The organism is Corynebacterium sp. AOP36-E1-14 (genome assembly GCF_052377495.1).
Classification (GTDB): domain Bacteria; phylum Actinomycetota; class Actinomycetes; order Mycobacteriales; family Mycobacteriaceae; genus Corynebacterium.
The window spans coordinates 1-26,588 of record NZ_JBQSWV010000003.1 but is presented as its reverse complement, the minus strand read 5'-3'; the positions used below and the strand labels follow the sequence as shown (position 1 = coordinate 26,588).

General features: G+C 69.4%; 22 protein-coding genes and 1 pseudogene. 13 read left to right on the top strand and 10 right to left on the bottom strand.

Annotation, left to right across the window (positions count from 1 at the left end; all coding sequences use genetic code 11):
* Positions 1-2 precede the first annotated feature (2 nt).
* A complete protein-coding gene (locus tag ACT3TD_RS02120) occupies positions 3-791 on the top strand; it encodes a hypothetical protein (RefSeq protein WP_301442667.1) in 789 nt (262 codons plus the stop codon).
* Between the two features lie 17 nt (positions 792-808).
* On the opposite strand, the gene ACT3TD_RS02115 is transcribed toward ACT3TD_RS02120, so the two are convergent.
* On the bottom strand, positions 809-2,122 hold the full coding sequence (locus ACT3TD_RS02115) for an alpha-hydroxy-acid oxidizing protein (RefSeq protein WP_301442668.1): 1,314 nt from the start codon (positions 2,120-2,122) through the stop codon (positions 809-811).
* Between the two features lie 117 nt (positions 2,123-2,239).
* Between ACT3TD_RS02115 and ACT3TD_RS02110 the strand changes: the two genes are divergently transcribed.
* The gene (locus ACT3TD_RS02110; protein ID WP_301442677.1) at positions 2,240-3,394 is read left to right on the top strand and encodes an agmatine deiminase family protein; all 1,155 of its coding nucleotides are present in this window, start codon (positions 2,240-2,242) and stop codon (positions 3,392-3,394) included.
* Positions 3,395-3,569: 175 nt separating this feature from the next.
* Here the strand turns inward: ACT3TD_RS02110 and ACT3TD_RS02105 are convergent, their stop codons facing one another.
* On the bottom strand, positions 3,570-5,198 hold the full coding sequence (locus ACT3TD_RS02105; protein ID WP_301442669.1) for an ABC-F family ATP-binding cassette domain-containing protein: 1,629 nt from the start codon (positions 5,196-5,198) through the stop codon (positions 3,570-3,572).
* Between the two features lie 454 nt (positions 5,199-5,652).
* Between ACT3TD_RS02105 and ACT3TD_RS02100 the strand changes: the two genes are divergently transcribed.
* Complete coding sequence (locus ACT3TD_RS02100) at positions 5,653-6,771, top strand: lycopene cyclase family protein (RefSeq protein WP_301442670.1); 1,119 nt, start codon at positions 5,653-5,655, stop codon at positions 6,769-6,771.
* Between the two features lie 2 nt (positions 6,772-6,773).
* Here the strand turns inward: ACT3TD_RS02100 and ACT3TD_RS02095 are convergent, their stop codons facing one another.
* The 7 genes from ACT3TD_RS02095 to ACT3TD_RS02065 are packed head-to-tail and all read right to left on the bottom strand — an operon-like array spanning position 6,774 to position 13,109.
* Positions 6,774-7,199 (bottom strand): metal-sulfur cluster assembly factor, encoded by a 426-nt coding sequence (locus ACT3TD_RS02095; RefSeq protein WP_301442671.1) that lies wholly within the window; start codon positions 7,197-7,199, stop codon positions 6,774-6,776.
* A 12-nt stretch (positions 7,200-7,211) separates the two neighbouring features.
* Entirely contained in the window at positions 7,212-7,664 is a 453-nt protein-coding gene (gene sufU / locus ACT3TD_RS02090) for a Fe-S cluster assembly sulfur transfer protein SufU (RefSeq protein ID WP_301442672.1), read from the bottom strand.
* On the bottom strand, positions 7,661-8,956 hold the full coding sequence (locus ACT3TD_RS02085) for a cysteine desulfurase (protein ID WP_301442673.1): 1,296 nt from the start codon (positions 8,954-8,956) through the stop codon (positions 7,661-7,663). Before ACT3TD_RS02085 ends, sufU begins: the two co-directional genes overlap by 4 nt.
* Positions 8,957-8,962: 6 nt before the next feature.
* A complete protein-coding gene (sufC, locus tag ACT3TD_RS02080) occupies positions 8,963-9,727 on the bottom strand; it encodes a Fe-S cluster assembly ATPase SufC (RefSeq protein ID WP_301442674.1) in 765 nt (254 codons plus the stop codon).
* A gap of 36 nt (positions 9,728-9,763) precedes the next feature.
* On the bottom strand, positions 9,764-10,966 hold the full coding sequence (gene sufD, locus ACT3TD_RS02075; RefSeq protein ID WP_301442675.1) for a Fe-S cluster assembly protein SufD: 1,203 nt from the start codon (positions 10,964-10,966) through the stop codon (positions 9,764-9,766).
* A gap of 3 nt (positions 10,967-10,969) precedes the next feature.
* Entirely contained in the window at positions 10,970-12,436 is a 1,467-nt protein-coding gene (gene sufB, locus ACT3TD_RS02070) for a Fe-S cluster assembly protein SufB (RefSeq protein ID WP_441579381.1), read from the bottom strand.
* 1 nt (position 12,437) lies between these two features.
* On the bottom strand, positions 12,438-13,109 hold the full coding sequence (locus ACT3TD_RS02065) for a helix-turn-helix transcriptional regulator (RefSeq protein ID WP_444614826.1): 672 nt from the start codon (positions 13,107-13,109) through the stop codon (positions 12,438-12,440).
* 190 nt (positions 13,110-13,299) lie between these two features.
* On the opposite strand from ACT3TD_RS02065, the gene mptB reads away from it, so the two are divergent.
* From mptB to ACT3TD_RS02045, 4 genes are all read left to right on the top strand, one after another.
* Entirely contained in the window at positions 13,300-14,991 is a 1,692-nt protein-coding gene (gene mptB / locus ACT3TD_RS02060; protein ID WP_441579380.1) for a polyprenol phosphomannose-dependent alpha 1,6 mannosyltransferase MptB, read from the top strand.
* 11 nt (positions 14,992-15,002) lie between these two features.
* Positions 15,003-15,950 (top strand): ABC transporter ATP-binding protein, encoded by a 948-nt coding sequence (locus ACT3TD_RS02055; protein WP_301443551.1) that lies wholly within the window; start codon positions 15,003-15,005, stop codon positions 15,948-15,950.
* A complete protein-coding gene (locus tag ACT3TD_RS02050; RefSeq protein WP_301443552.1) occupies positions 15,947-16,747 on the top strand; it encodes an ABC transporter permease in 801 nt (266 codons plus the stop codon). Before ACT3TD_RS02055 ends, ACT3TD_RS02050 begins: the two co-directional genes overlap by 4 nt.
* 154 nt (positions 16,748-16,901) lie before the next feature.
* Positions 16,902-17,939: a COX15/CtaA family protein gene (locus tag ACT3TD_RS02045; protein WP_301443554.1), complete on the top strand. Its 1,038-nt coding sequence runs from the start codon at positions 16,902-16,904 to the stop codon at positions 17,937-17,939.
* A 371-nt stretch (positions 17,940-18,310) separates the two neighbouring features.
* On the opposite strand, the gene ACT3TD_RS02040 is transcribed toward ACT3TD_RS02045, so the two are convergent.
* Positions 18,311-19,237 carry a heme o synthase gene (locus tag ACT3TD_RS02040; RefSeq protein ID WP_301443282.1) on the bottom strand — a complete coding sequence of 309 codons (927 nt, stop codon included), beginning with the start codon at positions 19,235-19,237 and terminating at the stop codon, positions 18,311-18,313.
* A gap of 266 nt (positions 19,238-19,503) precedes the next feature.
* Between ACT3TD_RS02040 and tkt the strand changes: the two genes are divergently transcribed.
* The 6 genes and pseudogenes from tkt to ACT3TD_RS02010 all read left to right on the top strand — a co-directional run.
* Positions 19,504-21,585, top strand: coding sequence for a transketolase (gene tkt / locus ACT3TD_RS02035; protein ID WP_301443283.1), 2,082 nt, complete (start codon positions 19,504-19,506; stop codon positions 21,583-21,585).
* Between the two features lie 50 nt (positions 21,586-21,635).
* Positions 21,636-22,730 (top strand): transaldolase, encoded by a 1,095-nt coding sequence (tal, locus tag ACT3TD_RS02030; protein ID WP_301443284.1) that lies wholly within the window; start codon positions 21,636-21,638, stop codon positions 22,728-22,730.
* Positions 22,727-24,262, top strand: coding sequence for a glucose-6-phosphate dehydrogenase (zwf, locus tag ACT3TD_RS02025; RefSeq protein WP_301443285.1), 1,536 nt, complete (start codon positions 22,727-22,729; stop codon positions 24,260-24,262). The genes tal and zwf overlap by 4 nt, the downstream gene beginning before the upstream one ends.
* Positions 24,262-25,314 carry a glucose-6-phosphate dehydrogenase assembly protein OpcA gene (locus ACT3TD_RS02020; RefSeq protein ID WP_301443286.1) on the top strand — a complete coding sequence of 351 codons (1,053 nt, stop codon included), beginning with the start codon at positions 24,262-24,264 and terminating at the stop codon, positions 25,312-25,314. Before zwf ends, ACT3TD_RS02020 begins: the two co-directional genes overlap by 1 nt.
* Positions 25,311-26,114, top strand: coding sequence for a 6-phosphogluconolactonase (gene pgl, locus ACT3TD_RS02015; RefSeq protein ID WP_301443287.1), 804 nt, complete (start codon positions 25,311-25,313; stop codon positions 26,112-26,114). The genes ACT3TD_RS02020 and pgl overlap by 4 nt, the downstream gene beginning before the upstream one ends.
* Before the next feature lie 141 nt (positions 26,115-26,255).
* Positions 26,256-26,588: pseudogene (locus ACT3TD_RS02010) on the top strand (HNH endonuclease signature motif containing protein); the annotation flags it as partial.

Here is a 26,588-nt window from a genome sequence, read left to right as displayed (position 1 = left end):
CGGTGACCGTCGACGTGCCCCGGATCTTCACCCACGCGCGTAGCGCCACGACCATCGCCGACCCCGGCGGGCTCGTCGAGGACGGCTACGGTGCAGGACGCTTCGGCACCGCCTGCCCCTTCCCGTCCGACTACGAGGCCGTGACCGACGCGCTGTCGGCCAACGGCACGATGCCGGTCGCCGGGGCCCGCCTGTTCGGTCTGGCCACGGCCCAGCTGGTGCTGGTGGCCTGCGCGGTGGCGGTGGTCCTGGTGGGCGTGCTGCTGCTCGGCGCCGGCTCGGTCTCGGGCACGGGTGTGGGCGTGGTGCTGATCCTGCTGGGTGCAGGACTGGCGGGACTGTCGCTGGTCACCGCACGCAGTCGTCGGCGACGCCTGCTCGCGCTGGCCGCGGCATGGCGCAACGGGTGGCTTCGCTTCGCCCCGGCCCGCGTCGGCGCGGTGTGGGTCGACCGCCTGGTCACCCACGGGCGGGCGAACAGCCAGGGCGCCAACCAGGACAACCGGTACTGGTTCCGGGCGCTCTTGGAGGTCCACCCCACCGACGGCTCACCGGTCTTCACCGTGACCACCGCACCCTTCCAGGCCCTCGCCGACCACGCCGGCACGCCGCACGACCTGGTCAGCGCGCCGAACCCGGTGGACGTCTTCGAACCGGAGTACTCCAACGGCTGGACGGTGGTGCGTTACCTCGCCGGCGACCACGACACCGTCGCGGCCTCCTCCACGGTCACCACGAACCTCTCGCTCAACCAGATCGGGGCCGCGCTGCGCGCCGCCGGGGTGCGCTGAGCGTCCGGGAACCAGCCCTAGACACGCCGCAGCTCCAGCTCCCGTAGTCCTGCGACGTCGCGGGCACCGGTCAGTGCCATGGTCAGGTCCAGTTCGGCCAGCACGTTGTCCACGACCTCCCGCACACCGCGCTGCCCCGCCACGGCAAGCCCGTAGAGGTGGGGACGGCCCAGCAGGACGGCGTCCGCGCCGAGGGCGAGGGCCACGGCGACGTCGCGTCCCGTGCGTACCCCGGAGTCGAGCAGGACGGTACGGTCGTCGCCGACCCGTTGCCTGATCTCCACGAGTGCGTCGAGCGAGGCGACGGAACCGTCGACCTGGCGTCCCCCGTGGTTGGACACCACGACGGCGTCCGCACCGACCTCGAAGGCACGCTCGGCGTCGTCCGGGTGCAGGACGCCCTTGAACACCACCGGCAACGATGTGCGGTCCTTCAGCGTCGCCAGCAGGTCCCAGTCCAGCCCCGGGTTGGAGTAGACGTCGAGGAAGGTCTCCACCGCCGCGCGCGGCTCCGGTGCGACGAGGTTGCGCAGCGTGGAGCCCGGGTGGTGGCGTGCGATGGACAGCAAGGACGCCGCGGCGGCCGGGGTGACGCGCACCCCGCCGGTCCCGCCGGCCAGTCCGCGTTCCAGCCGGTCGCGCACGATGCCAAGGAAGCGGCTGTCCGAGGTGTACTGGCTGATGCCCATCCCGCGGGAGAACGGCAACGACCCCAGGTTCAGGTCCTGCGGACGCCAGCCGAGCACCGTGGTGTCGAGGGTGACCACCAGTGCACCGGCACCGCTGGCCTCGGCACGGGCGATGAGACTGTCGACGAGCTCCTCGTCCGTCGACCAGTACAGCTGGAACCAGTGTCCAGGAATTTCACTTGACCCGCTCGATGATCTCCAGGCGGCGGCGGTGTCCTCCAGCGGCGAGGACCCCTGGTTGCTGACCACGTAGGGGACGCCCGCGGCGCCGGCGGCGCGGGCGACGCGCAGGTCGGCGTCGCGGTGGACGAGCGCGCCGGCGCCCACTGGCGCCAGCAGCAGCGGCGAGGCGTGCGTCCTGCCGAACAACGTCGTCGACAAGTCACGTTCCTTGATTCCGTGTGCCATACGTGGCGCGATCCGGTAGCTGTCGAAGGCCTGCCGGTTGTTTACCGCGGTGCGGTTCTCCCCCGCCCCGCCGTTGACGTACGCCCACGCCCTGCGCGACATCCGGCGCCGTGCCGCGCGCTCCAGCCCCGCGGCGTCCGTCGGGACCTGTGGGCGCAGGCCTGCGATGCCCGCGCGGTAGATGGCGTCCTGCCGTGCGCGCCCGGGGCCCTGGGTGTTGTCCGTGATCCTCATTCCGCGATGGTATCGGCTGCGAAAGCTGCTGCGGACGGTTTCGGCCGTATCCGTGCCCCGCGCTAGGCTTATGCAGGTCAGTACCCTGACCACATCCTTCGACCCTAAGGGACACCCATCGTGCGCCGCCGGATCTTCCTCCAGTCCTCCATCACTGCGCTCGGAGGTGCCCTGCTCGCCTCGTGCGGGCTGGGCTCCTCTGACTCTTCTGGTGCCTCCGACTCCTCCGGCTCCTCGAGCGTCGTCGACCCGGACGACACCCGTCGCTGGCTCATGCCCGACGAAGGTGACCGCCACGCCCGCACCTGGATGGCCTTCGTCGCCGAGAAGGACATCTGGGGCCGGGACCTCGCCCCCGGGGTGAAACGCGACCTCGCCGGCATCGCCACCGCCATCGCCGCCTTCGAACCCGTCTCCCTGCTCGTGCCCGAGCACGAGATGGACCTGGCCCGGGAACTCACCGGAACCGCCGGCGTGGACCTCGTCGCCTGCGAGCTGGACGACCTCTGGGTCCGTGACACCGGCCCGGTGTTCGTGCGCCCGGTCGACGGCGGGGAGGTCAGTGCCGGAGTGGACTTCAACTTCAACGGCTGGGGCGACAAGCAGGAGCACCGCAGCGACCGCGAGGTCGCCGGATTCGTCACCGGCGAGGCCGGGGTGGAACACCTGCGCACCGACCTCGTCCTGGAGGGCGGCGCACTGGAGGTCGACGGCGAAGGCACCGCGATCATCACCGAGAGCTGCGTGCTCAACGACAACCGCAACCCCGGCTGGTCCAAACAGGACGTCGAGGAGGAGCTCGAGCGACTGCTCGGCGTGACGACCGTCATCTGGCTGCCCGGCATCGCCGGCATGGACATCACCGACGGGCACACCGACTTCTACGCCCGCTTCGCCCGGCCCGGCGTCGTCGTGGCCGGCCTGGAGACCGACCCAGACTCCTTCGACTACGACGTGACGCGCACCCACCTGGACATCCTGCGCGGGGCGACCGACGCCGCCGGACGCGAACTGCAGGTGGAGGTGCTGGAAAGCCCGTCGAGCGTGCGCGAGGAGTACGACAGCGAGGACTTCGCCGCCGGCTACATCAACTTCTACCTGTGCAACGGCGCCGTCATCGTGCCGGAGTTCGGCGCCGAGGACACCGACACCGCCGCACGTGACCTGCTGCGTCGGTTGTTCCCCGAGCGTGAGGTCGTCCAGCTCAACATCGACGCCATCGCCGCCGGTGGCGGCGGCATCCACTGCGCCACGCAGCAGCAGCCCGCCTGAGGCGGCGCGTCCGCGGGTTCTGGGGAGGCATGGGGTGCCCTGGGAGTCCCTGAAGACGCCAATGTCATCTGAGCCATGCCTCAGGGCAGGAAACGGCCGAAATCGGCCCTGGGGCATGACACAGATGACATCAGGTCGTCTGGGCCGGAACGGGCACGGCCCAACTGGGGTCTAGCTAGGCCAGCTCCACGATATCCATGTAGGCATCCGACCAGAGGTCCTCGTCGCCGTCGGGCAGCACGATCACGCGCTCCGGTTCCAGGGCACGGACCGCGCCCGGGTCGTGGGTGACCAGGATGACCGCGCCGGTGTAGGTGCGCAGGGCGTTGAGCACCTGCTCGCGGGACTGGGGGTCGAGGTTGTTCGTCGGCTCGTCGAGCAGCAGCACGTTCGCACGCGAGCTGACCAGCGTGGCCAGGGCCAGGCGGGTCTTCTCACCGCCGGAGAGCGTGCCGGCCGGCTGGTTGAGCTGCTCGCCGGAGAACATGAACGCGCCGAGCAGGCCACGTAGGTCCTGCTCGCCGGCTTCGGGGCAGGCGCTGATGGCGTTGTCCCACACGCTGGCGTCCGGGTCGATGGTGTCGTGCTCCTGGGCGAAGTAACCGACCTTCAGCCCGTAGCCGGACACGATGCCGCCCTCGCCGTCGGTGCGCTCCACCCCGGCCAACAGCTTGAGCAGCGTCGTCTTGCCGGCACCGTTGAAGCCGAGGACGACCACGCGGGAACCGCGGTCCACCGCCAGGTCCACACCGGCGAAGACCTCCAGGGAGCCGTACATCTTCGTCAGACCCGTGGCGTTCATCGGGGTCTTGCCGCAGGGGGCGGGCTCCGGGAAGGAGATGCTGGCGTACTTGTCGTCCTGACGGACCTCGTCGAGGTCGTCGATCATCCGGTCGGCACGGGCGATCATCTGCTTGGCAGCGGCGGCCTTGGTGGCCTTCGCACCCAGCTTCGCGGCCTGCTGGCGCAGTGCGCCGGCCTTCTTCTCGGCGTTGGCCTTCTCGCGACGACGACGGGCCTCGTCGGTGGCGCGGGCGTCGAGGTACTTCTTCCACGTCATGTTGTAGACGTCGGCCTCGCCACGCACGGCGTCGAGGAACCAGACCTTGTTGACCACCGCGGCCAGCAGGTCCACGTCGTGGGAGATCATGACCAGTCCACCCTCGTGGCGCTGCAGGAAGTCGCGCAGCCAGGTGATGGAGTCGGCGTCGAGGTGGTTGGTGGGCTCGTCGAGCAGCAGGGTGGTCGCCGATCGGCCGGAGCCGGAGGTGGCGGCGAAGAGGATCTGCGCGAGCTCCACACGGCGACGCTGTCCGCCGGACAGGGTCTTGAGCTGCTGGTCGAGCACGCGCTGCGGCAGCCCGAGGCCGTCACAGATCCGGGCGGCCTCGGAGTCGGCCTCGTAGCCGCCGAGCGCGGAGTAGCGCTCCTCCAGCCGGCTGTACTTGAGGATGGCGGCGTCGCGCTGGGAGTCGGTCCCGGTCTCCATGAGCTCCTGCTGACGGTCCATCGAGGAACGCAGCTCGTCGAGTCCACGCGCGGAGAGCACCCGGTCGCGGGCGGACTGGTTGATGTCGCCCTCCTTGGAGTCCTGCGGGAGGTATCCGATCTCGCCGGCGCGGGTCACCGTGCCGCCGTAGGGCTCGCCCTCGCCGGCGAGGATGCGCATCGACGTGGTCTTGCCGGCACCGTTGCGGCCGACGAGGCCGATACGGTCGCCCGGCTGCACGCGAAGCTGTTGGCCGGGGGCATTGAGGAGGGTGCGTGCCCCCACGCGCACCTCGAGGTCCTGAGTAACAATCACAACGGTACATCCTAACACCGCCTGTCAGCAGTCGTGGAGGTGGGCGCCGCGCTCTCCTTCTCCCCCCGAGAGGAGAGAGCCGCGTCGGTCCTCAGGTTCGAGGTCCGAGGGCGTCCCACCCGCCACTTCCGCTGAATCTTCCGGCGAACGGGATGACCCCAGACGTCCGGTCCGCTCGGCCGGGGCCTGTTGGACAGATATCAATATAAACTTTTCGATCCTGTTTGAATAGTGTTTCGTGAATGATACTTACCCCTCGGCTTATAGCCGGGGGTAGAATGCCGGACGTCCCGTCCGGCGCACCGCACATTCGTCGACCTGCATCCCGCCTAGTGAGCATAACTATTGTTGATGTGAGGCGAGGCTGTGCAAAGCCCATGTCGACGGGGGTGGTCCCGGGTGGTCCCCGCATATCTCCCCCAGCCCAGTGAACCGATCCAGTACAGGAGTCCCCGTGCACATCGCCGTCGTCGGCCTCGGTCCTGCCGGTGCCCTGCTCGCCCACCGCGCGGCATGTCTGGGCTGGACCGTCGACGGCTACGACCCGGCGTGCGGGACGGGGCCGGACGCCGGGGAGACGCTGCCACGCTGGCGCAACACCTACGGAATGTTCCTGGAGGACCTGCCGTCGTGGGCCCGCGAGGCCCTGGTCTTCTCGGCGGTCGTGCCGGAGCCGCAGGTGCACACCGCCCACTCCCGTCGCCTGCACGGGCGCACCTACGCCATCGTCGACTGCGGCGCCACGACGCGGCGCCTGCACCACCCCGGCATCCGCCTGCACCGACGCAAGGTCGATGCTCCGGATCCCCGGGAGCTGGGCGTCGACGTGGTCGTCGACTGCCGTGGTGTGGTCGACCGTCCCGGGGCCATCCGCCAGGTCGCCTACGGGGTGGTGGTCCCTGAGCTGCAGGACGCCCCGTCGGTGTTCATGGACTGGCGTCCGGCGGCCGTCCCGGGGCCGCAGGACGCCGGGCCGCCGAGCTTCCTCTACGTCCAGCCCGTCGCCGGCGGCACCCTGTACGAGGAGACCGTCCTGGTGACCAGGGCGGCGACGCGGGAGACGCTGGAGGTGCTGCAACGGCGCCTGGAGCAGCGCCTGGGTGGCTTGCCGGGGGGCCACACGCTCACGGAGACCGTGCACTTCCCCACCGACCGGCGTGTCCGCGGCTGGTACTCCGGGGTGCGTGACGGGGTGGCCGTGTTCGGGGCGTCCGGTGGGCTGACCCACCCCGCCACCGGCTACTCCGTGGCGGCCTCGGCGGCCACTGCCGACCGCATGCTGCACCTGCTCAGCCACGGTGCACTTCCCCGGCGGGAACGCCTGTCGGCCGCATGGGCCCACCGGCTGCGTGGCTTCGGCGCCGAACTCCTCGTGCTCGCCGACGCCCCCACGCTACGCAGCTTCTTCGACGCTTTCTTCGGGCTCCCCACCCACCGGCAGGCGTCCTACCTCGCCGGGCAGGACGCGGGACGCGTCGCGCTGGCGATGCTCGCCCTGGCACGCCACCCCCGCCGCGTCCTGCCGTTCCTGCGCAACACCCCCGCCGCGTTGCGGCGGGTTGCCAGACGCTGAAGTTAGACGCTGAAGCCGAGGTAGCGCAGCTGCTCGCGGCCGTCGGCGTTGATCATGTGCGGGCCCCACGGCGGCGACCAGACCCAGTTGATGCGCAGGGCGGAGACCTTCTCGATCCCGTCGACCACGGCGGTGTTCGCCTGGTCCTCCAGCATGTCGGTCAGCGGACACGCCGGCGAGGTCAGGGTCATGTTGATGACCGCCTCGGTGCCGACGTCGGTGTGCTCGACCCACACCTGGTAGACCAGCCCGAGGTCCACGACGTTGATGCCCAGCTCGGGGTCGATCACGTCGAGCATCGCCTCCTCGATCTGGTCGGAGAGCATCACGTCCTCCTGCGGGATGTCCTTCGGAGGCTCCGGGACGGCGTCCAGCGGGTTCGGGTCCATCTGCGGGGAGGTGGGTTCGGTGGTGGTGTCGTCACTCATGGTGCGTCCTTACTACTCGTACTGCTTGTTGGTTGACTCGCTCGTGGCGGCCTCGAAGGCCTTCCAGCCGAGCAGTGCACATTTCACACGGGCGGGGTACTTGGACACCCCGGCGAAGGCCACGCCGTCGCCGATCACGTCCTCGTCGCCCTCGACCGTGCCACGCGAGGTGACCATGTGCTCGAACTCCGCCAGCTTCGCCATCGCGTCCGGCACGCTCAGCCCGGTGAGCTCCTCGGCCATCACCGAGGTCGCCGCCTGGCTGATCGAGCAGCCGGTCGCGTCGTAGGAGATGTCGGCGACGGTGCCCAGGTCCTCCGACAGGGTGACCCGAAGGGTCACCTCGTCGCCGCACGAGGTGTTCACGTGGTGGACCTCGGCGTTGAAGGGGGCGCGCAGCCCCGCGTGCTGCGGGTGCTTGTAGTGGTCCAGGATGACCTCCTGGTACATCTGCTCCAGTTTCACTGCGGCTGCCTCACGTTCTCGTCCACGTTCTCTTCACTGCCCCGGTCCTCGAGCGTGCCGAAGAACCGCTGGGCGGTACCGATGGCGTCGACCAGGGCGTCGACCTCCCCGGTGGTGTTGTACAGGTAGAAGCTCGCCCGCGCGGTGGCCTGCACGCCGAGCGCGCGGTGCGCCGGCCACGCGCAGTGGTGGCCGACCCGGATGCACACGCCGTTGTCGTCGAGCACCTGGCCCAGGTCGTGCGGGTGGATCCCGTCGACGACGAAACTCACCGCCGAACCACGGTCCACGTTCTCCGCCGGGCCCACGATCCGCAGACCCTCCACCGAGGACAGACGCTCCAGCGCGTAGCCGGTGATCGCGTGCTCGTGGGCGGCGACGTTGTCCATGCCCACCTGCTCCAGGTACCGCACCGCCGCACCCAGGCCCACGACCTGGGAGGTCATCTGGGTTCCGGCCTCGAAACGCTGCGGGACCTCGGCGAAGGTGGTCTTCTCCATCGTGACGATCTCGATCATCGAGCCGCCGGTGAGGAAGGGCGGCAGCGCCTCCAGCAGCTCCGCCTTGCCGTAGAGCACGCCCACACCGTTGGGTCCGAGCATCTTGTGCCCGGAGAACGCGGCGAAGTCCACGTCCAACGCGTGGAAGTCCACCGGCATGTGCGGCACCGACTGGCAGGCGTCCAGCACCACCAGTGCGCCGACGGCGCGGGCACGCCGCACGACCTCGTCGACGTCGAGCTGCGCACCGGTCACGTTCGACTGGTGGGACAGGGCGACGACCTTCGTGCGCTCCGAGAGCTCGAGGCTGTCGAGGTCGATGCGCCCGTCGGCGGTCGCGGTGTACCAGCGCAACGTGGCGCCCGTGCGCTGGGCGAGCTCCTGCCACGGCACCAGGTTCGCGTGGTGCTCGAGCTCGGAGATCACGATCTCGTCGTCCGCGCCCACGCACAGGTCACCGGCACGCGGGTCGCCCAGGACGTAGGCGACCTCGTTGAGCGCCTCGGTGGCGTTCTTGGTGAACGCGATCTCGTGGCCTGCGGCACCGACGAAGGACGCCACGGCGTCGCGCGCGGACTCGTAGGAGTCCGTCGCCTCCTCGGCGATCTCGTAGGCGCCACGGTGCACCGGTGCGTTGTGCTCGGTGAGGAAGGTCCGCTCGGCGTCGAGGACCTGCAGCGGCCGCTGCGCAGTCGCACCGGAGTCCAGGTACACGAGTGGACGACCGTCCCGCACCGTGCGCGACAGGATCGGGAAGTCCGCCCTGATGGCGGCGGTGTCCAGTGGGGTCATTCGATATCAGGCCTTTGCGGTGAATCGCTCGTAGCCGTGCTCCTCGAGCTCCTGGGCGAGCTCGGGGCCGCCGGACTCCACGACGCGTCCCTTGGCGAAGACGTGCACGAAGTCGGGCTTCACGTAGTTCAGGATGCGCTGGTAGTGGGTGATCATGATCAGGCCACCGTCCTCATGCTCCTTGTACCGGTTGATGCCCTCGGAGACGGTGCGCAGCGCGTCCACGTCGAGGCCGGAGTCGGTCTCGTCGAGGATGGCGAACTTCGGCTTGAGCAGGGAGAGCTGCAGGATCTCGTGGCGCTTCTTCTCGCCGCCGGAGAAACCCTCGTTGACCGAACGCTCGGAGAACGCCGGGTCGATCTCCAGCTCGTCCATGGCGGTGCGCGCCTCCTTGACCCACTGGCGCAGCTTCGGGGCCTCGCCGCGCACAGCGGTGGCCGAGGAGCGCAGGAAGTTGGCCATCGACACACCGGGGACCTCGACCGGGTACTGCATGGCGAGGAACAGGCCGGCGCGGGCGCGCTCGGAGACGTCCATGTCCAGCAGGTTCTCCCCGTCGAGCAGCACCTCGCCCTCGGTGATCTCGTAACGCGGGTGACCGGCGATGGCGTAGGACAGCGTGGACTTGCCGGAGCCGTTCGGGCCCATGATGGCGTGGGTCTCGCCGGAGTTCACGGTGAGGTTCACACCGTGGAGGATCGGCTTGGGATCCTCGTTCTCGTCCTGGGGGACGACCTGTGCGTGCAGGTTCTTGATCTCGAGAGTGCTCATTGTTCTTTCTAGTTCCTTACCGGGGTGTGGGGTGGATCAGAGGACCGTGTTGGCGAGTTCCTGCTCGACGACGTCCTCGAGGTTCTCGCGGACGCCGTCGACGGGGACGCGACGGATGACGTCGGTGAAGAAGCCGCGGATGATCAGACGGCGGGCCTCGTCGTCCGGGATGCCGCGCGACATCAGGTAGAACATGTGCTCGTCGTCGAAGCGTCCGACGGTGGCGGCGTGGCCGGCACCGACGATCTCGCCCGTCTGGATCTCCAGGTTCGGCACCGCGTCGGCACGCGCACCCTCGGTGAGCACCAGGTTCTTGTTCGTCTCGTAGGTGTCCGTGCCGGTCGCCTCCGGACGGATCAGCACGTCACCGATCCACACGGTGCGGGCCTCGGACCCGTGGCGCCCGGTCTCGCCCTGCAGCGCGGACTTGTAGAGCACGTTGGAGCGGCAGTTCGGCTCGCTGTGGTCGACCAGCAGGCGCTGCTCGAAGTACTGGCCGGCGTCGGCGAAGGACACGCCCAGCAGCTCGGCGTCGCCGCCGGGGCCGGTGAACCGCACGTGCGGCACGGAGCGGACGACGTCGCCGCCGAAGGTCGCCACGGTGTGGCGCACCGTCGCGTCGCGTCCGACGAGGATGTGCGAGTTGGACAGGTGCACCGCGGTGCGGCCCCAGTCCTCCCACACCACGGTGGTCAGGCGGGCGCCGTCGCCGACGACGAACTCCAGGTTGTCGGAGTGCGCACCCTCGCCCTGGTACCGCAGCACCACGATCGCCTCGGCGTGGGGCTCCAGCTCGATGACGGTGGTGCCGTAGGTGGTCACCTCGTCACCGGAACCGGTGACGGTCACGGTGACCGGCTCGGCCAGGACGGTGTCCTTGGCGACCAGCACGTGGTCGGCGACCGGGCTGTTGACCCAGGCCTCCGCCGCGGGACGGTCGACCGGCAGGCCGGCGCGTCCGGTGCGCTCGTCGTCCATGGCGAGCTCGGAGTAGCTCACGCCGTCCTGGTCGCCGGTGTCCACGGAGATCTTCGTGCGGGCCGCCGGTGCGGCCTTGCCCGCCGAGGTGTCCTCCAGGCCACGCAGACGACGCAGCGGCGTGAACCGCCAGTCCTCGTCCTTGCCGTGCGGCACGGGGAACGACGCCGGGTCGGCCGACTGGTAGCGGTCGCCCTTCGTCGGCATGCTGTTCGCCGGGGTGACGGCGTTGTCTTCAGGGGTGGTGACAGGTGTGGTCATCGGTTAACCCACGGATCCTTCCATCTGCAGTTCGATCAGTCGGTTGAGCTCCAGGGCGTACTCCATCGGGAGTTCCTTGGCGATCGGCTCGACGAAGCCGCGCACGATCATCGCCATCGCCTCGTCCTCCTCGAGCCCGCGGCTCATGAGGTAGAACAGCTGGTCCTCGGACACCTGGGAGACCGTCGCCTCGTGGCCGAGGGTCACGTGGTCGTTGCGGATGTCGTTGTAGGGGTATGTGTCCGACCGCGAGATCGAGTCGACCAGCAGGGCGTCGCACTCCACGTTCGCCTTGGAGTGGTGCGCCTCCTTGTTGATCTGCACCAGACCGCGGTAGGCGGCACGGCCACCGGAACGCGCCACCGACTTCGAGACGATGTTGCTGGAGGTGTACGGCGCCATGTGCACCATCTTCGCGCCCGTGTCCTGCACCTGGTTCTCGCCGGCGAAGGCCACGGAGAGCACCTCACCCTTGGCGTGCGGACCGGTCATCCACACCGCGGGGTACTTCATGGTCACCTTGGAGCCGATGTTGCCGTCGACCCACTCCATGGTGGCGCCCTCCTCGGCACGGGTGCGCTTGGTGACCAGGTTGTAGACGTTGTTCGACCAGTTCTGGATGGTCGTGTAGCGGCAACGACCGCCCTTCTTCACCACGATCTCCACGACCGCGGAGTGCAGGGAGTCCGACTTGTAGATCGGCGCGGTGCAACCCTCGACGTAGTGGACGTAGGCGTCCTCGTCGACGATGATCAGCGTGCGCTCGAACTGGCCCATGTTCTCGGTGTTGATCCGGAAGTAGGCCTGCAGCGGGATGTCGACGTGCACGCCCTTGGGCACGTAGATGAACGAGCCACCGGACCACACGGCGGTGTTCAGGGCGGAGAACTTGTTGTCACCGGCGGGGATGACGGTGCCGAAGTGCTCCTTGAACAGCTCCGGGTACTCCTTGAGGGCGGAGTCGGTGTCCAGGAAGATCACGCCCTGGCTCTCCAGGTCCTCTCGGATCTGGTGGTAGACGACCTCCGACTCGTACTGCGCGGCCACACCGGCGACCAGACGCTGCTTCTCCGCCTCGGGGATACCCAGCTTGTCGTAGGTCTCCTTGATGTCGTCCGGCAGGTCCTCCCAGGTCTGGGCCTGCTTCTCCGTGGAACGCACGAAGTACTTGATGTTGTCGAAGTCGATCCCGCCGAGGTCGGCACCCCAGGTCGGCATCGGCTTGCGGTCGAAGGTGCTCAGCGCCTTGAGACGACGTTCGAGCATCCACTCGGGCTCGTTCTTCTTGGCGGAGATGTCCCTCACCACGGCCTCGGACAGGCCACGCTCGGCCGCGGCACCCGCGGCGTCCGAGTCGTGCCAGCCGTAGCCGTAGGCACCGATCGAGTCGATGATCTCGTCATCGGTCTGCGGTGCGTTCTGGGGCGCATTCTGGGGCTTGTTGTCAGGTAGTTGTGCAGCTTGAGTCATGTCAGCTCTCCTTCGTGGATGAAGGGTGGATTGTGGTCAGCGGGATGTGGGTCGTGCATATTCCGTTGCCGTCGGCGATGGTCGCCAGTGGTTGGGTGTGGTGGCCGAGGAGTTCGGTGACCACCCGGTGCTCCGCCGCGCAGAGTTCGGGGAACTCGTGGGCGACGTCCTGGACCGGACAGTGGTGGCGGCAGATCTGCACGCCGGTCGCGGCCTCGTTGACCGTCGCGGCGTAACCGCGGTCCGTCAACGCCTCGGCGATGCGTCCGGCGCGGTCCACCACGGCCCCGGGGGCGTCCCCGGACTCGTCGTCCTCCACCGACCCGAACAGTTCCTGCATGCGCTGGTCGGCGAACGCCGCGACCGCGTCGTCCCCTCCGGTCTCCCGGAGGGCCCGCAGGGCCAGGAGCGCGAGTGTGTCGTAATCATGGCCGAAACGTCCGCGTCCCGCGTCGGTCAGGCGGTACTGCCTGGCCGGGCGGCCGCGCGTGCGGCCGTTGGCCGACCGCGGGGCCTCCACGGTCTCCGCGAGACCGTCCGAGACGATGTTGTCCAGGTGCCGTCGCACACCGGCGGCGCTCAGTCCGAGCGCGTCGCTGATGTCGGTGGCGCTGACCGGACCGTTCCGGAGGATCTGCGCCAGAACTTCACGACGGGTGTCCCGTTCGCTCATGAGCTGTTCCCTCCTCGACGACAGTTGTGGCAGCGGGTCATGATTAGACAACACGAGTGTCGCGTAAATCATTCCCGTTGTCTAATAAGGGCAGGCTGACCTGTTGTTTCTCTGCTCTACCGACAGTCCTATTTTCGCAACGGCAGGGTGTCTGCCACGGTCCACGCGGCCCGACCCGTAGAATGCCGGTGTGACTCAGCCACCCCCCTCCGAGAGCCCTGTGACCGACGACCCGGCACAGGAGTCCCCGGAGCGGCGGCAGGCGGGGGGACGTGGCCTGACCCGGATGTTCGGCCTGCTGCCGAACATCGGCACCGCCGGCTCGCGCAGTGCCACCCTGCACACCACCAGCCCGGCGGCCCCCGTCCGCCGTTTCACCGGCGGTGAACTGCTGCGCCTGCGGCTCGGCGTGTTCACCGGCATCATCGGCTCGGTATTGATCGCCGTCGGCGGCGTGGGTGCCGGGGCGCTGCCCGTGGTCGGCAACACCCTGTGGTCGTTGCCGATCAGCGGATTCCTCTCCCGCATGCTGCACACCACCACCGTTGCGGTCTTCGTGGGCATCAGTCTGCTGATCGTGGGGTGGCTGCTGCTCTGGCGCTACTGCGTGCCACGGCGGGACGCCGACGTGCCGTTGCTGCCGACGGCGTCGCTGGTGCGCATCGGCGTGCTGTGGGTGCTGCCGTTGCTGGCCACCGCACCGATGTTCACCCAGGACATCTACTCCTACCTGGCCCAGGGATCCATCGCAGCCCAGGGGATGGACCCCTACTCCGCCGGGCCGGTGGACCTGCTCGGCGTGGACAACGACCTGGCCCGCTCCGTGCCCTTCGAGTGGTCGCACTCCCCCGCCCCCTACGGCCCGGTCGCCGTGGGAATGGCGGCGGTGATCTCGAAGCTCACCGGCGACGTCATCGCCCTCGGGGTGATCGCCCACCGGCTGATCTCCGTGGTCGGCGTGTTCGTGGCGGCGTGGGCGGTGGTGCGTCTGGCGCGCCGCTGCGGTGTGCACCCGCAGGCGGCGTTGTGGCTGGGCATCCTCAACCCGCTGGTCTACCTGCACCTGGTCGCCGGGGTGCACAACGAGTCGGTGATGATGGGCATGCTGCTCGCCGGCGTGGAGTGCGGCCTGCGCGCGGTGGACGCCGGCCCGGTGCCGGCCGTGCGCCGGTGGCTGTGGGGTGCGTCCGGCATCGTGCTGATCAGTGCGGCGGGCATGGTCAAGGTCACCGCCTTCCTCGCCCTCGGCTTCGTCGGCGTGGCACTGGCCCGCTACCTCGGGGGACGCTTCCGCGACCTCTTCGCCGCCGCGGCGATCTACGCCGTCGGCACGGGCGTGGTGGTCGTCGCCGTGTCGCTGGCCTCCGGGCTCGGCTTCGGCTGGATCACCGTGCAGGGCGGGGCGACCGAGGTGATCAGCTGGATGTCGGTGACCACCGACATCGGCCTGCTCACCGCGAACAGCGGCATGTGGCTGGGGCTGGGCGACCACACCGACGCCGCCCTGTCCACCGCCCGGCTGATCGGGTTGATGATCGGCGGGTTCTGGGTGGTGCGCATGCTGTGGGCGTCCTTCCGCGGACGCGTGCACCCCGTCGGCGGGCTGGGCGTGGCGACCTTCTTCCTCGTCGTCTTCTTCCCCGTGGTGCACCCCTGGTACGTGCTGTGGGCGGTGATGCCGCTGGCGGCGTGGGCCAACCGCGGCACGTTCCGGGTGGCCGTGGTGGCCTACTCGGCGATCCTGAGCTACTTCATCCTGCCGCGCGGGCTGAACCTGCCGCCGGCGACGGTGGCGGTGATGTACCTGATGTCGGCGCTGTTCTCGGTGGTGTTCATCGTGGTGGGCTGGCTGCTTTACCAACGCCGTCAGCGCAACGGATAGACTCTGGCACCGTGGTTAGCGCAGGGAAGGACGCGGGCAGCCGGGCTGCACTCCGTTTACGCGGGGTCGTCAAGAGGTACGGGGACGTCACCGCGGTGGACGGCCTGGACCTCACCGTCGGGCAGGCCGAGGTCCTTGCCCTGCTGGGCCCCAACGGGGCGGGCAAGACGACGACGGTGGAGATGTGCGAGGGCTTCCTGGCCCCCGACGAGGGCACCGTCGAGGTGCTCGGCACCGACCCCTCGCGCGACACCGACCGGCTGCGCGGACGCATCGGCGTGATGCTGCAGGGCGGCGGGGCGTACCCGGGCATCCGCGTCGGCGAGATGCTCGACCTCGCGGCGTCCTACTCCGCCGACCCCCTCGACCCGGCCTGGCTGCTCGAGACCGTGGGCCTGACCGGCCACGAGAAGTCCAGCTACCGCCGCCTGTCCGGCGGCCAGCAGCAGCGCCTCTCGCTGGCGCTGGCCCTGGTGGGACGTCCCGAGCTGGTCTTCCTCGACGAACCGACCGCGGGGCTGGACGCCCAGTCGCGCCTGGCGGTGTGGGACCTGATCACCGCGCTGCGCGGCGACGGGGTGTCGGTGGTGCTCACCACCCACCTCATGGACGAGGCCGAGGCGCTCGCCGACCACGTGGTCATCATCGACCACGGCAAGGCGGTGGCCCAGGGCACGATCAGCGAGCTCACCAGCACCTCCGACCCGCGCGTCACCGTGTGCACCGACCGCGAGCTGGACGTGGCGGCCCTGGCCGAACGGCTCGCACCGTCCGGCGCCACCGTCTCGGTGACCCGGCCCGCGCGGATCTCCGTGTCCGCGACGGTGACCCCCGCGCTCGTCGCCGAGATCACCGCCGAGGCAGCCCGCCAGGACGTGCTCGTGACCTCCCTGGAGGTCGACCAGCGCAGCCTGGAGAGCGTGTTCCTCGACATCACCGGAAGGGAGATCCGCGCATGATCCGGTCCCGTCAGACCTCCGGGCGTTTCGCCCCCGGCCAGTTCACGCCCGACCCGCACCAGGCGCCGACCGGGCGGATGCTGCTGGCCCAGGCCCGCATCGAGACGCTGCTCTTCCTGCGCCACGGCGAACAGCAGCTGCTGTCGCTGGTGATCCCGCTGGGCCTGCTCGTGGCCCTGAGCCTGATCCCCGTGGTCCCGCTGGACGACGCGGTGCAGAACGTGTACCCGATGACCGTGGGCATCGCGCTGATGAGCGCCGGGTTCACCGGACAGGCCATCGCCGTGGCCTTCGACCGACGCTACGGGGCGCTGAAACGCATCGGCGCGTGCGGCGTTCCGCGCCGCGTCCTGATCGCGGGCAAGATCATGGCCGTGGGCGCCGCGGTGCTCGTGCAGCTCGTCGTCCTCACCGCCGTGGCGCTGCTGCTGGGCTGGTCGCCGAGCGCGGCCGGCGCCCTGCCCGCGGCCCTGTTCATCCTCGTGGGCGTGGCCACCTTCACCGCCCTGGGACTGCTGCTCGGCGGGACGCTGAGCTCCGAACTGGTGCTCGCACTCGGCAACACGATCTGGTTCGTGCTCATGGGGGCCGCCGTCGTCGCGGCGATGGACACCGACCTGCCCGGCCCGGTGCACGCCGGACTGCGCGTCCTGCCGTCCGTGGCGCTGACCGACGGGCTGGTGGACGCCTCCGCCGGCACGATGAACCTGCCCGCCCTGCTCGTCCTTGCCGCCTGGGGTGTGGTGGGCGGCGCACTGGCCGTGCGGTTCTTCTCCTTCACCATGGACGACGACTGAGCCGACGACTGAGCCGTTCAGATTACGGCCGTCGCGCCCTGTAGCGATAGACTGGCACACCGTGAAGGTCTCGCAGAAACCCCAGGACGGCAGCCCGACAACCAGCACGGACCCCGGGGTCGTGCCCCGGGTGAGGGACACCACACTGGTGGCGATGCGCGACCGTGTGCAACACACCTCCAACCCGGTGAACCGGGGCTTCCTGCGCTTCTACGCCGCGATCCTCGCCCTGTGCGCGTGGTCGCCGGTGCCCACGGTGAAACGCCAGCGCCTGTACGCGATCATCCTCATGGTCTGCCAGGGCGGCATCACCTTCACCGGTTCGCTGGTGCGCGTCACCGGCTCGGGTCTGGGCTGCCCCACCTGGCCGCAGTGCCACCCCGGCTCGCTGGTGCCGGAGTCCGGGACGACCCCGGCGATCCACCAGGCCATCGAGTTCGGCAACCGGATGCTGACCTTCGTTCTCATCGTCGCCGCCCTGGTGGCCTTCCTGACGGTCCTGCGGGCGGCCCGTCGCAACTCGATCCTGCACATCGCCTTCCTGCAGGGCATCGGCATCATCGCCCAGGCGGTCATCGGCGGCATCACCGTGCACCTGGACCTGGCGTGGTGGATCGTGATGGCCCACTTCCTGCCCTCGATGGTGCTGGTCTTCTTCGCTGCGGTGATGCTCGTCAAGATCGGTGAGGACGACGACGCCCCGCGTCGCGCCACCATGCCGCGGCCGTTGCGGTGGGCCACCTGGGGTTCGGCGCTCGGCCTGGCGATCACACTGGTCACCGGCACGATGACCACCAGCTCCGGCCCGCACGCCGGCGACGAGGCGATCATGGAGGGCGACCGACTGCAGATCGCCCTGTTCGAGATCGCCAACATGCACGCCCACGCGATGTACCTGTACATGGGCATCACCATCGGCCTGCTCGCCGGCCTGCTGGCCGTGCACGTGGACCGTCGGATCAAGACCGCCGCCCTGGTGCTGATCCTGGGGATCGTGATCCAGGGCGTGGTCGGCGTGGTGCAGTACAACCTCGGTGTGCCGCGCTGGACGGTGCCGCCGCACGTCCTCGGCTCCGCGGTCGTGACCGCCGCCACGGGCCTGCTGTGGGCGATGCGCTTCCGCCGTGGCGAGGACGCCGCGGACCGCGACTACGACACCGAGGACGCCGCGGACACAGTGGACGCCTCGTAGCGTCCGGCGGTGGTCCCCGCCCATCCACACTCCCCACGGGCACGTGGCAATCCCCCCAGGTCGGTGCTACCGACCTGGGGGGGGGGGTTGCTCGTTGCCGGGGCCCTCCAGCCCTCTCTCGTGTCCCTCCCCGTCCCCTCCCGGTCGATGGTCAAGATGTGTGTCCGTGACCGGTACTCCACGGCCGGTCTGCGTCCGCTGATTCCGAGTAGCCCGACGTAGCTCGTGCCCACACCACGGCGCAATCACTGCATTCCGGTCCGGTCACTGCCAGTGACCGGACCGGAATGCAGTGATTGCGCCGGGCAGAGAACAACCCCACAGGGTGGTCTCTGACCGATCTGTGGGGTTGGACGCTGGAGTTGGGGCCCTTAGCGGCCGAGCATCTCGCTGACGGTCTCCAGGCCGAGGACGGCGTCCACCGACAGACCCACGAAGAGCACCGAGAGATAGTTGTTCGACAGGAAGAAGAGGTTCATCGGCTTGACCTTCACGCCCTTCTTCACCCCGTTGTGCAGCCCGTGGGCGCGCAGGATGAACCACGCACCGCTGAGCAGCGCCACCACGGCGTAGACCCAGCCGGTCGCCGGGACGAGCAGCAGCGATGTGATCACCGTCGCCCACGTGTACCAGAGGATCTGGCGGGTGACCTCGAGCGGGGGCTTGACGACGGGCATCATCGGCACGCCGGCGGCCTCGTAGTCCTCGCGGTAGCGCATGCCCAGCGCCCAGGTGTGCGGCGGCGTCCAGAAGAAGATGATCAGGAACAGCAGCAGCGCCTGGCCCCAGGACGCCCAGCCGGCGTTGAAGGAACCGCCGTTGGCCTCGGTCACGGTGGCCCAGCCGACCATCACCGGCATACAGCCGGCCGCCCCGCCCCAGATCACGTTCTGCCAGGTCCGACGCTTGAGCCACTTGGTGTACACGAAGATGTAGAACCAGATGGTCAGCAGGATGAATCCGGCGGCCAGCCACGAGTGGCACAGCAGGCCGAGCCACAGCACACTGCCTACGGTCAGCGCCCAGGCGAAGATGCGGGCCTCGGTCTTGTTCACCGTGTGCTTGGCCAGCGGCCTACGGTGCGTGCGACGCATCTTCTGGTCGATGTCGTAGTCGGCGACCATGTTGAAGGTGTTCGCCGCGGCGGCGCCCATCCACCCGCCGACCAGTGTCAGCAGGATCAGGCCGAGGTTCACCTCACCGCGCTGCGCCTGGAGCATGGACGGGATGGCGGCGACAAGCAGCAGCTCGATGACCCGGGGTTTCGTCAGCGAGATATACGCCTTGATCTTGTCCACCGGTCAGTCCGCCTCCATAAACGCCATCGTCACCGTGTGTTCCTGGTTGTCGGGACACACGGATCTGCCAAACGGACAGGTTACCCGAGCCGGTGGTGGGACCGAAAACCGCTGTCGCCTCCGGGCCTGCCGGTGATCCGCCAGTGACACGGTCGACCTCCGCCCACTACACTGGTCGGGGTTACACGGGCCGCGTCCTGCGACCAGCTGTGGTCACCGCGCCCGTGTCCTCTTTATGTCCCCCGACGACAGGAAGGCTACCCAGCGTGACACTCCCCAAGGACCTCGAAGCCCGTACGGTCCGGAAGTACCCGGACGACTGGTCGGAGTTGGACACCCGTGCGGTGGACACGGTCCGCGTCCTCGCGGCCGACGCCGTGGAGAACTGCGGATCCGGCCACCCGGGCACCGCGATGTCCCTCGCCCCCCTGGCGTACACGCTGTACCAGCGCGTCCTGCGCCACGATCCGTCCGACCACAACTGGGCCGGGCGCGACCGCTTCGTCCTGTCGGCCGGCCACAGCTCGCTGACGCAGTACATCCAGCTGTACCTCGGCGGTTTCGGCCTGGAGCTCGACGACCTCAAGGCGCTGCGCACCTGGGGCTCGAAGACCCCGGGACACCCGGAGGTCGGCCACACCGACGGTGTGGAGATCACCACCGGCCCGCTCGGCCAGGGCCTGGCGTCCGCCGTGGGCATGGCCGTGGCGTCGCGCCGTGAGCGCGGTCTGTTCGACCCGTCCGCGGCGGAGGGGACCTCCCCGTTCGACCACCACATCTACGTCATCGCCTCCGACGGTGACCTGCAGGAGGGCGTGACGTCCGAGGCGTCGTCCTTCGCCGGCACCCAGCAGCTGGGCAACCTGGTGGTCTTCTGGGACGACAACAGCATCTCCATCGAGGACAACACCGACATCGCCTTCGGCGAGGACGTCGTGGCCCGCTACGAGGCCTACGGCTGGCAGACCCTGGAGGTCAACGCGGAGGACGTGACGGGCATCCTCGTCGCCGTCGAGGAGGCCAAGGCCGACACGGTGCGTCCGACGTTCGTGCGCGTGCGTTCGGTGATCGGCTACCCGGCGCCGACGAAGATGAACACCGGTGCCGCCCACGGCGCCGCCCTCGGCGGCGAGGAGATCGCCGGGGTGAAGAAGGCCCTCGGCTTCCCCACCGACGTCGACTTCCCGGTGGAGGACGAGGTCCTGGCGCACGCCCGCGGTCTCGTGGAGCGTGGCCGCGAGGCGCACACCTCCTGGCAGGACGGCTTCGACGCCTGGGCGCAGAGCAACCCGGAGGCCGCCGCGCTGCACGCGCGCATCGCCGCCCGCGAGCTCCCGGAGGGTTTCGACGCCGAGCTTCCCACCTGGGACGACGGCGACAACCTGGCCACCCGCAAGGCCTCCGAGGCCGCGCTGCAGGCCCTCGGCGCCACGCTGCCGGAGCTGTGGGGCGGCTCCGCCGACCTCGCCGGCTCCACCAACACCATCATCAAGGGCGACAAGAGCGTGGGCCCGGAGTCCATCTCTACCGACGCCTGGTCGGCGACCCCCTACGGCCGTAACCTGCACTTCGGCATCCGCGAGCACGGCATGGCCGCGATCCTCAACGGCATCGCCCTGCACGGCGCGACGCGTCCCTACGGCGCGACGTTCCTGCAGTTCTCCGACTACGCCCGTGGCGCGGTGCGCCTCGGCGCGCTGATGAGCAGCGACGTCTACCACGTGTGGACGCACGACTCCATCGGCCTCGGCGAGGACGGCCCGACCCACCAGCCCGTCGAGCACCTCGCCGCGCTGCGCGCCATCCCGAACCTCTCGGTGATCCGTCCCGCGGACGCCAACGAGACCGCCCAGGCGTGGTCCGCAGCACTCAAGGCCCCGGCCGCTCCGAAGGCACTGATCCTCACCCGTCAGGGTGTGCCGGTGCTGGAGGGCTCGAAGGAGAAGGCCGCCGAGGGTGTCGCCCGCGGTGCCTACGTGCTCGTCGAGTCGTCCACCGAGACCCCGCAGGTGATCCTGATGGGCTCGGGCTCCGAGGTGCAGCTGGCCGTCGAGGCGGCCGCCGCGCTGGAGTCCGAGGGCATCGGCACCCGCGTCGTCTCCGTGCCCTGCATGGAGTGGTTCGAGCAGCAGGACGCCGAGTACCGCGAGTCCGTCCTGCCGTCCGGGGTCACGGCGCGCGTGTCCGTCGAGGCGGGCATCGCGATGCCGTGGAAGGGCTACACCGGTTTCGCCGGACGCAACGTCTCGCTGGAGCACTTCGGCGCCTCCGCCGACTACAAGACCCTCTACCGCGAGTTCGGCATCACCGCTGAGGCGGTCGCCACCGCCGCCCGCGACATCCTCTAACACCCCCAGAGAACCACGCACCCATTTCGTAGAAAGTTGGTTGATCACCCGTGAACCACGTCACCGAACTCGCCGCCGCCGGAACCTCCGTGTGGCTGGACGACCTGTCCCGCGACCGTCTCGACACCGGTAACCTCGCCGAGCTCATCGCCGACTCCGGCATCGTCGGGGTCACCACCAACCCGGCGATCTTCGCCAAGGCCATGTCCGTCGGCACCGCCTACGACGCCCAGGTCGCCGAGCTCAAGGCCGCCGGCTCGGACGTCTCCGCCGCCGTGTTCTCCATGGCCGTGCAGGACGTCCGCAACGCCTGCGACGTCTTCTCCGAGGTCTACGAGTCCTCCGACGGCGTCGACGGCCGGGTCTCCATCGAGGTCGACCCGGGTCTCGCCGACGACCGCGAGGGCACGGTGGCGCAGGCACGCCAGCTGTACATGGACGTCGCACGCGAGAACGTGATGATCAAGATCCCCGCCACCGAGGCGTGCCTGCCGGCGATCACCGAGGTGCTCGCCGACGGCATCAGCGTGAACGTGACCCTGATCTTCAGCGTGGAGCGCTACCGCCAGGTCATCGCCGCCTTCGTCGAGGGAATCGCCCAGGCCCAGGCCAACGGCCAGGACATCTCGAAGATCCACTCGGTGGCCAGCTTCTTCGTCTCCCGCGTGGACACCGAGATCGACCGTCGCCTCGACGAGATCGGCACCGCCGCGGCCCTGGCCGTGCGCGGCAAGGCCGGTCTCGCCAACGCCCGCCTGGCCTACGAGGCCTTCGAGTCCGAGCTGCGCCAGGACTCGCGCTGGCAGCAGCTCGAGGCCGCCGGCGCGCACCCGCAGCGTCCGCTGTGGGCGTCCACCGGCGTGAAGAACCCCGACTACCCCGACACCCTGTACGTCTCCGGCCTCGTCGGACCGGACACGGTGAACACCATGCCGGAGGACACCCTCAACGCCACCCTGGACCACGCCACGGTCTCCGGTGACACGCTCAGCGGCACCGGCGAGGACTCCCGCGAGATCTTCGCCGCCCTCGAGGACCTCGGCGTGGACCTCAAGGACGTCTTCCTCGTCCTGGAGCACGAGGGCGTCGACAAGTTCGTCAGCTCCTGGCAGGAGCTTCTCGACACCATCGGGGAGCGTCTGTGAGCTCCGAGTCACCACAGTGGGAGAATCCGCTGCGCGACGCCGCCGACCGGCGCGTCCCGCGGATCGCCGGGCCCAGCGGCCTGGTGATCTTCGGGGTCACCGGCGACCTGGCCCGCCGTAAGCTCCTGCCCGCCGTGTACGACCTCGCCAACCGGGGCCTGCTGCCGGCCGGCTTCAGCCTGATCGGTTACGGGCGTCGTGACTGGACGAAGGAGGAGTTCGAGGCCGAGGTGCTCGACGCCGTCCGCGAGCGGGTGCGTACCCCCTGGCGTCAGGCCGTGTGGGAGCAGCTCGCCGCAGGCATCCAGTTCGTCAAGGGCGACTTCGTCACCGACTCCGCCTTCGACGACCTCGCCGCGATGACGAAGAAGATGGACGAGGAGCGTGGCACCGGCGGAAACTGGGCCTACTACCTCTCCGTCCCGCCGCAGTACTTCTCCGAGGTGTGCAACCAGCTGGAGCGTTCGGGTCTCGCCGACTCGACCGACGGGTGGAAGCGCGTGGTCATCGAAAAGCCCTTCGGCCACGACGAGGAGTCCGCGACCGAGCTCAACCGGATCGTGAACTCCGTCTTCCCGGAGTCCTCGGTGTTCCGCATCGACCACTACCTCGGCAAGGAGACCGTCCAGAACATCCTGGTGCTGCGTTTCGCCAACCAGATGTTCGAGCCGCTGTTCAGCTCCGGCTACATCGATCACGTGCAGGTCACCATGGCCGAGGACATCGGCCTGGGCGGGCGTGCCGGCTACTACGACGGCATCGGTGCCGCCCGCGACGTGATGCAGAACCACCTGCTCCAGCTGCTGGCCCTGGTGGCGATGGACGAGCCGGTGACCTTCTCCCCCGACGAGCTCAAGGCCGAGAAGCTCAAGGTGCTCAAGGCCACCCGCCCGGTGGGGCCCTTCGCGCAGACGACCGCGCGTGGCCAGTACACCTCCGGGTGGCAGGGTTCCGAGCACGTCCCCGGACTGCGCGACGAGGAGGGTTTCGACCCGTCCTCGACGACGGAGACCTATGCGGCGGCGACCTTCGAGATCAACTCTCGGCGGTGGGCCGGTGTGCCGTTCTACCTGCGTACCGGCAAGCGTCTGGGCCGTCGGGTGACCGAGATCGCCCTGGTGTTCAAGGACGCCCCGCACCAGTCGTTCAGCCCGGAGCAGACCGAGGCACAGCAGTCCAACGTGCTCGTGATCCGCGTGCAGCCCGACGAAGGTGTGCTGCTGCGCTTTGGCTCGAAGGTGCCGGGCTCGGCGATGGACGTGCGCGACGTGAACATGGACTTCTCCTACTCGGAGGCGTTCACCGAGCAGTCGCCGGAGGCCTACGAGCGGCTGATCCTCGACGCCCTGCTGGACGAGGCGAGCCTCTTCCCCACCAACGAGGAGGTCGAGGAGTCCTGGCGGATCCTGGACCCGGTGCTCAACTACTGGGCCGACGCCGGACGCCCCGAAGACTACGACCCGGGCACCTGGGGCCCTTCGGGGGCCGACCGGATGCTGTCCCGACACGGCAGGAATTGGAGGCGTCCCTGATGCCATGGAAGACGTTCACCGACGCCGGCGACCACGCCGCGGTCGTCGACCTGGGAACCACCACCACACACGAGTTGACCGACCGGCTGCACCAGCTGCGTGAGGACCGGGGCGAGATCGCCACCGGCCGCGTGCTCACGCTGATCGTGTCGGTGCGCTCCGAGGAGGACCTGGACACGGTGGTCAACGCCACCGTGGACGCCTCACGTGAGCACCCGGCCCGGGTGATCTTCGTCGTGCACGACCGCTCGACCGACGAGGTCAGCATGGACGCGGCGATCCACCTGGGCGGTACCGCGGGCGCCTCGGAGATGATCCTGATGCGCCTGCACGGGGAACTGGCCGACCACGCCGACCACGCGGTGATGCCCCTGCTGCTGCCGGACACCCCGGTGGTCGTCTGGTGGCCGTTCACCTCTCCGCGCAACCCGGCGGCCGACTCCCTCGGCGCACTGGCGACCCGACGGATCACCGACAGCTTCGCCGACGCGGCGGCGGGACGCGGTGCCGAGGCGATCTTCCGCCGACGCATCGGCTACTCCCTCGGTGACTCCGACCTGGTGTGGAGCCGTATCACCCCGTGGCGCGGGCTGCTGTCCAGTGCGCTGGATCAGCGGGTCGGCGACACCTTCCTGTCCGCGGAGGTCTCCGGACCGGCGGACGACCCGGCGGTGGACATCGCCGCCGGGTGGCTGGCCGACCGTCTCAACGTGCCGGTGACCCGGTGCGCCGACGGCTCGCCGGCGGTCCCCCTCGACGACGAGGGCAAGCCGATGTCCCCGATTCAGCGCACGGTGATCACCTGCTCCAACGGGTCGGTGGAGCTCGCCGTCGTCAACCACCGCTCGGTGCGGGTGAGCACCGGCGTGGGCACGGACACCCTGGTGAACCTGGCGCGGCGTCAGGTCGGCGACTGCCTCGCCGAGGAACTGCGTCACCTGGAGCCCGACCGTGCCTTCGGCCAGGCCCTGCACGGGCTGCCGCGTGTGCGGACCCCGCGTGACGGCATGACCGCCTCGATCCCCTTCTCCGCGCAGGAGAGCACCCGGTGAGCGGCGGCAGGAACCTCGAGGTCGTCGGCTGGCAGGACGGCGACGCCCTGGCCGCCGGCGTGGCCCGCGACATCGTGGATCTCGTCGCCGGCGTCCAGCGCGACGGTGGGGTGAGCGAGGACGGTTTCGCCAGGATCGTGCTGACCGGCGGTGGCGCCGGCGGTGCGGTGCTGCGCCAGCTCGCCGCCCTCGACCACGCCGCCCGTGCGTCCGCCGACTCCTTCCCCGTCACCGCGATCGACTGGGCGAAGGTGCACGTCTTCTTCGGCGACGAGCGTTTCGTGCCGACCGGCACCACCGGTGCCACGGCGCGCAACGACGACCTGGCGCACGCCGAACTGCTCTGCCACGTCGACGTCCCGGAGGCCAACGTCCACCGCGTGGGCGTTCCCCGCGACGACGAGCCGGTCGACGGGTCCGGGTTGGACGCTGCGGCGGAGGCCTACGGTGAGGCCGTGGCCGCCTTCGCTCCGGACGGTTTCGACCTGCACCTGCTCGGCATGGGGCCGGAGGGGCACGTGAACTCCCTGTTCCCCCACACCGCCGAGCTCTCCCCCGCCGCGGGCACCTCCGTGGTGGCGGTGCGTGAGTGCCCGAAGCCGCCGTCGGAGCGGGTGTCGTTGACCCGTGAGGCCATCGCCACCGCCTCCGAGGTGTGGCTGCTGGTCACCGGCGAGGCCAAGCGGGAGGCGGCCGGCGAGGTCGTCTCCGGTGAGGATCCCGCCCAGTGGCCGGCGGCCGGGGTGTCCGGTTCGCGCCGGACCGTGCTGCACGTCGACGCCGCCGCGGACCCGCGCTAGCGGATTCCTCCGGTTGGGCCCACCAGGTATCGTGCTTGGTGGGCCTTCTTTTATGCACCCTGTTCGAACACGTGCGCGTTTCATGTCCGGACCCTGGTATACACTTCGTCCAACAAACGGAAGAAGGGGGAAACCAGGGACATGACCACCACCGACGAGCCAGCCACTGTCGACATCGATGCCCTGCAGCGCCACATCAACATCGTCGAAATGGGCCTGATCATCCACCTGCGTCAACTACCGGCCAGCGAACGCCTCGGCTCAGCACTGGCCCTACGCGGACGCTCCCGCAACGACGCGACCCGCTTCGCTCACGCAGGCGAACTCGCCGCACGCAACCTCGAACTCTTCTGCGCCGTGGTGACCACCGGCATCCTCGCCGCCGACCACCTCGCCCTGATCCGCCGGCTGATCCACGCCCAACTATCCACCGTGCCCAAGGGTCGCCACGACGAGATCACCGCCTGCCTGGAT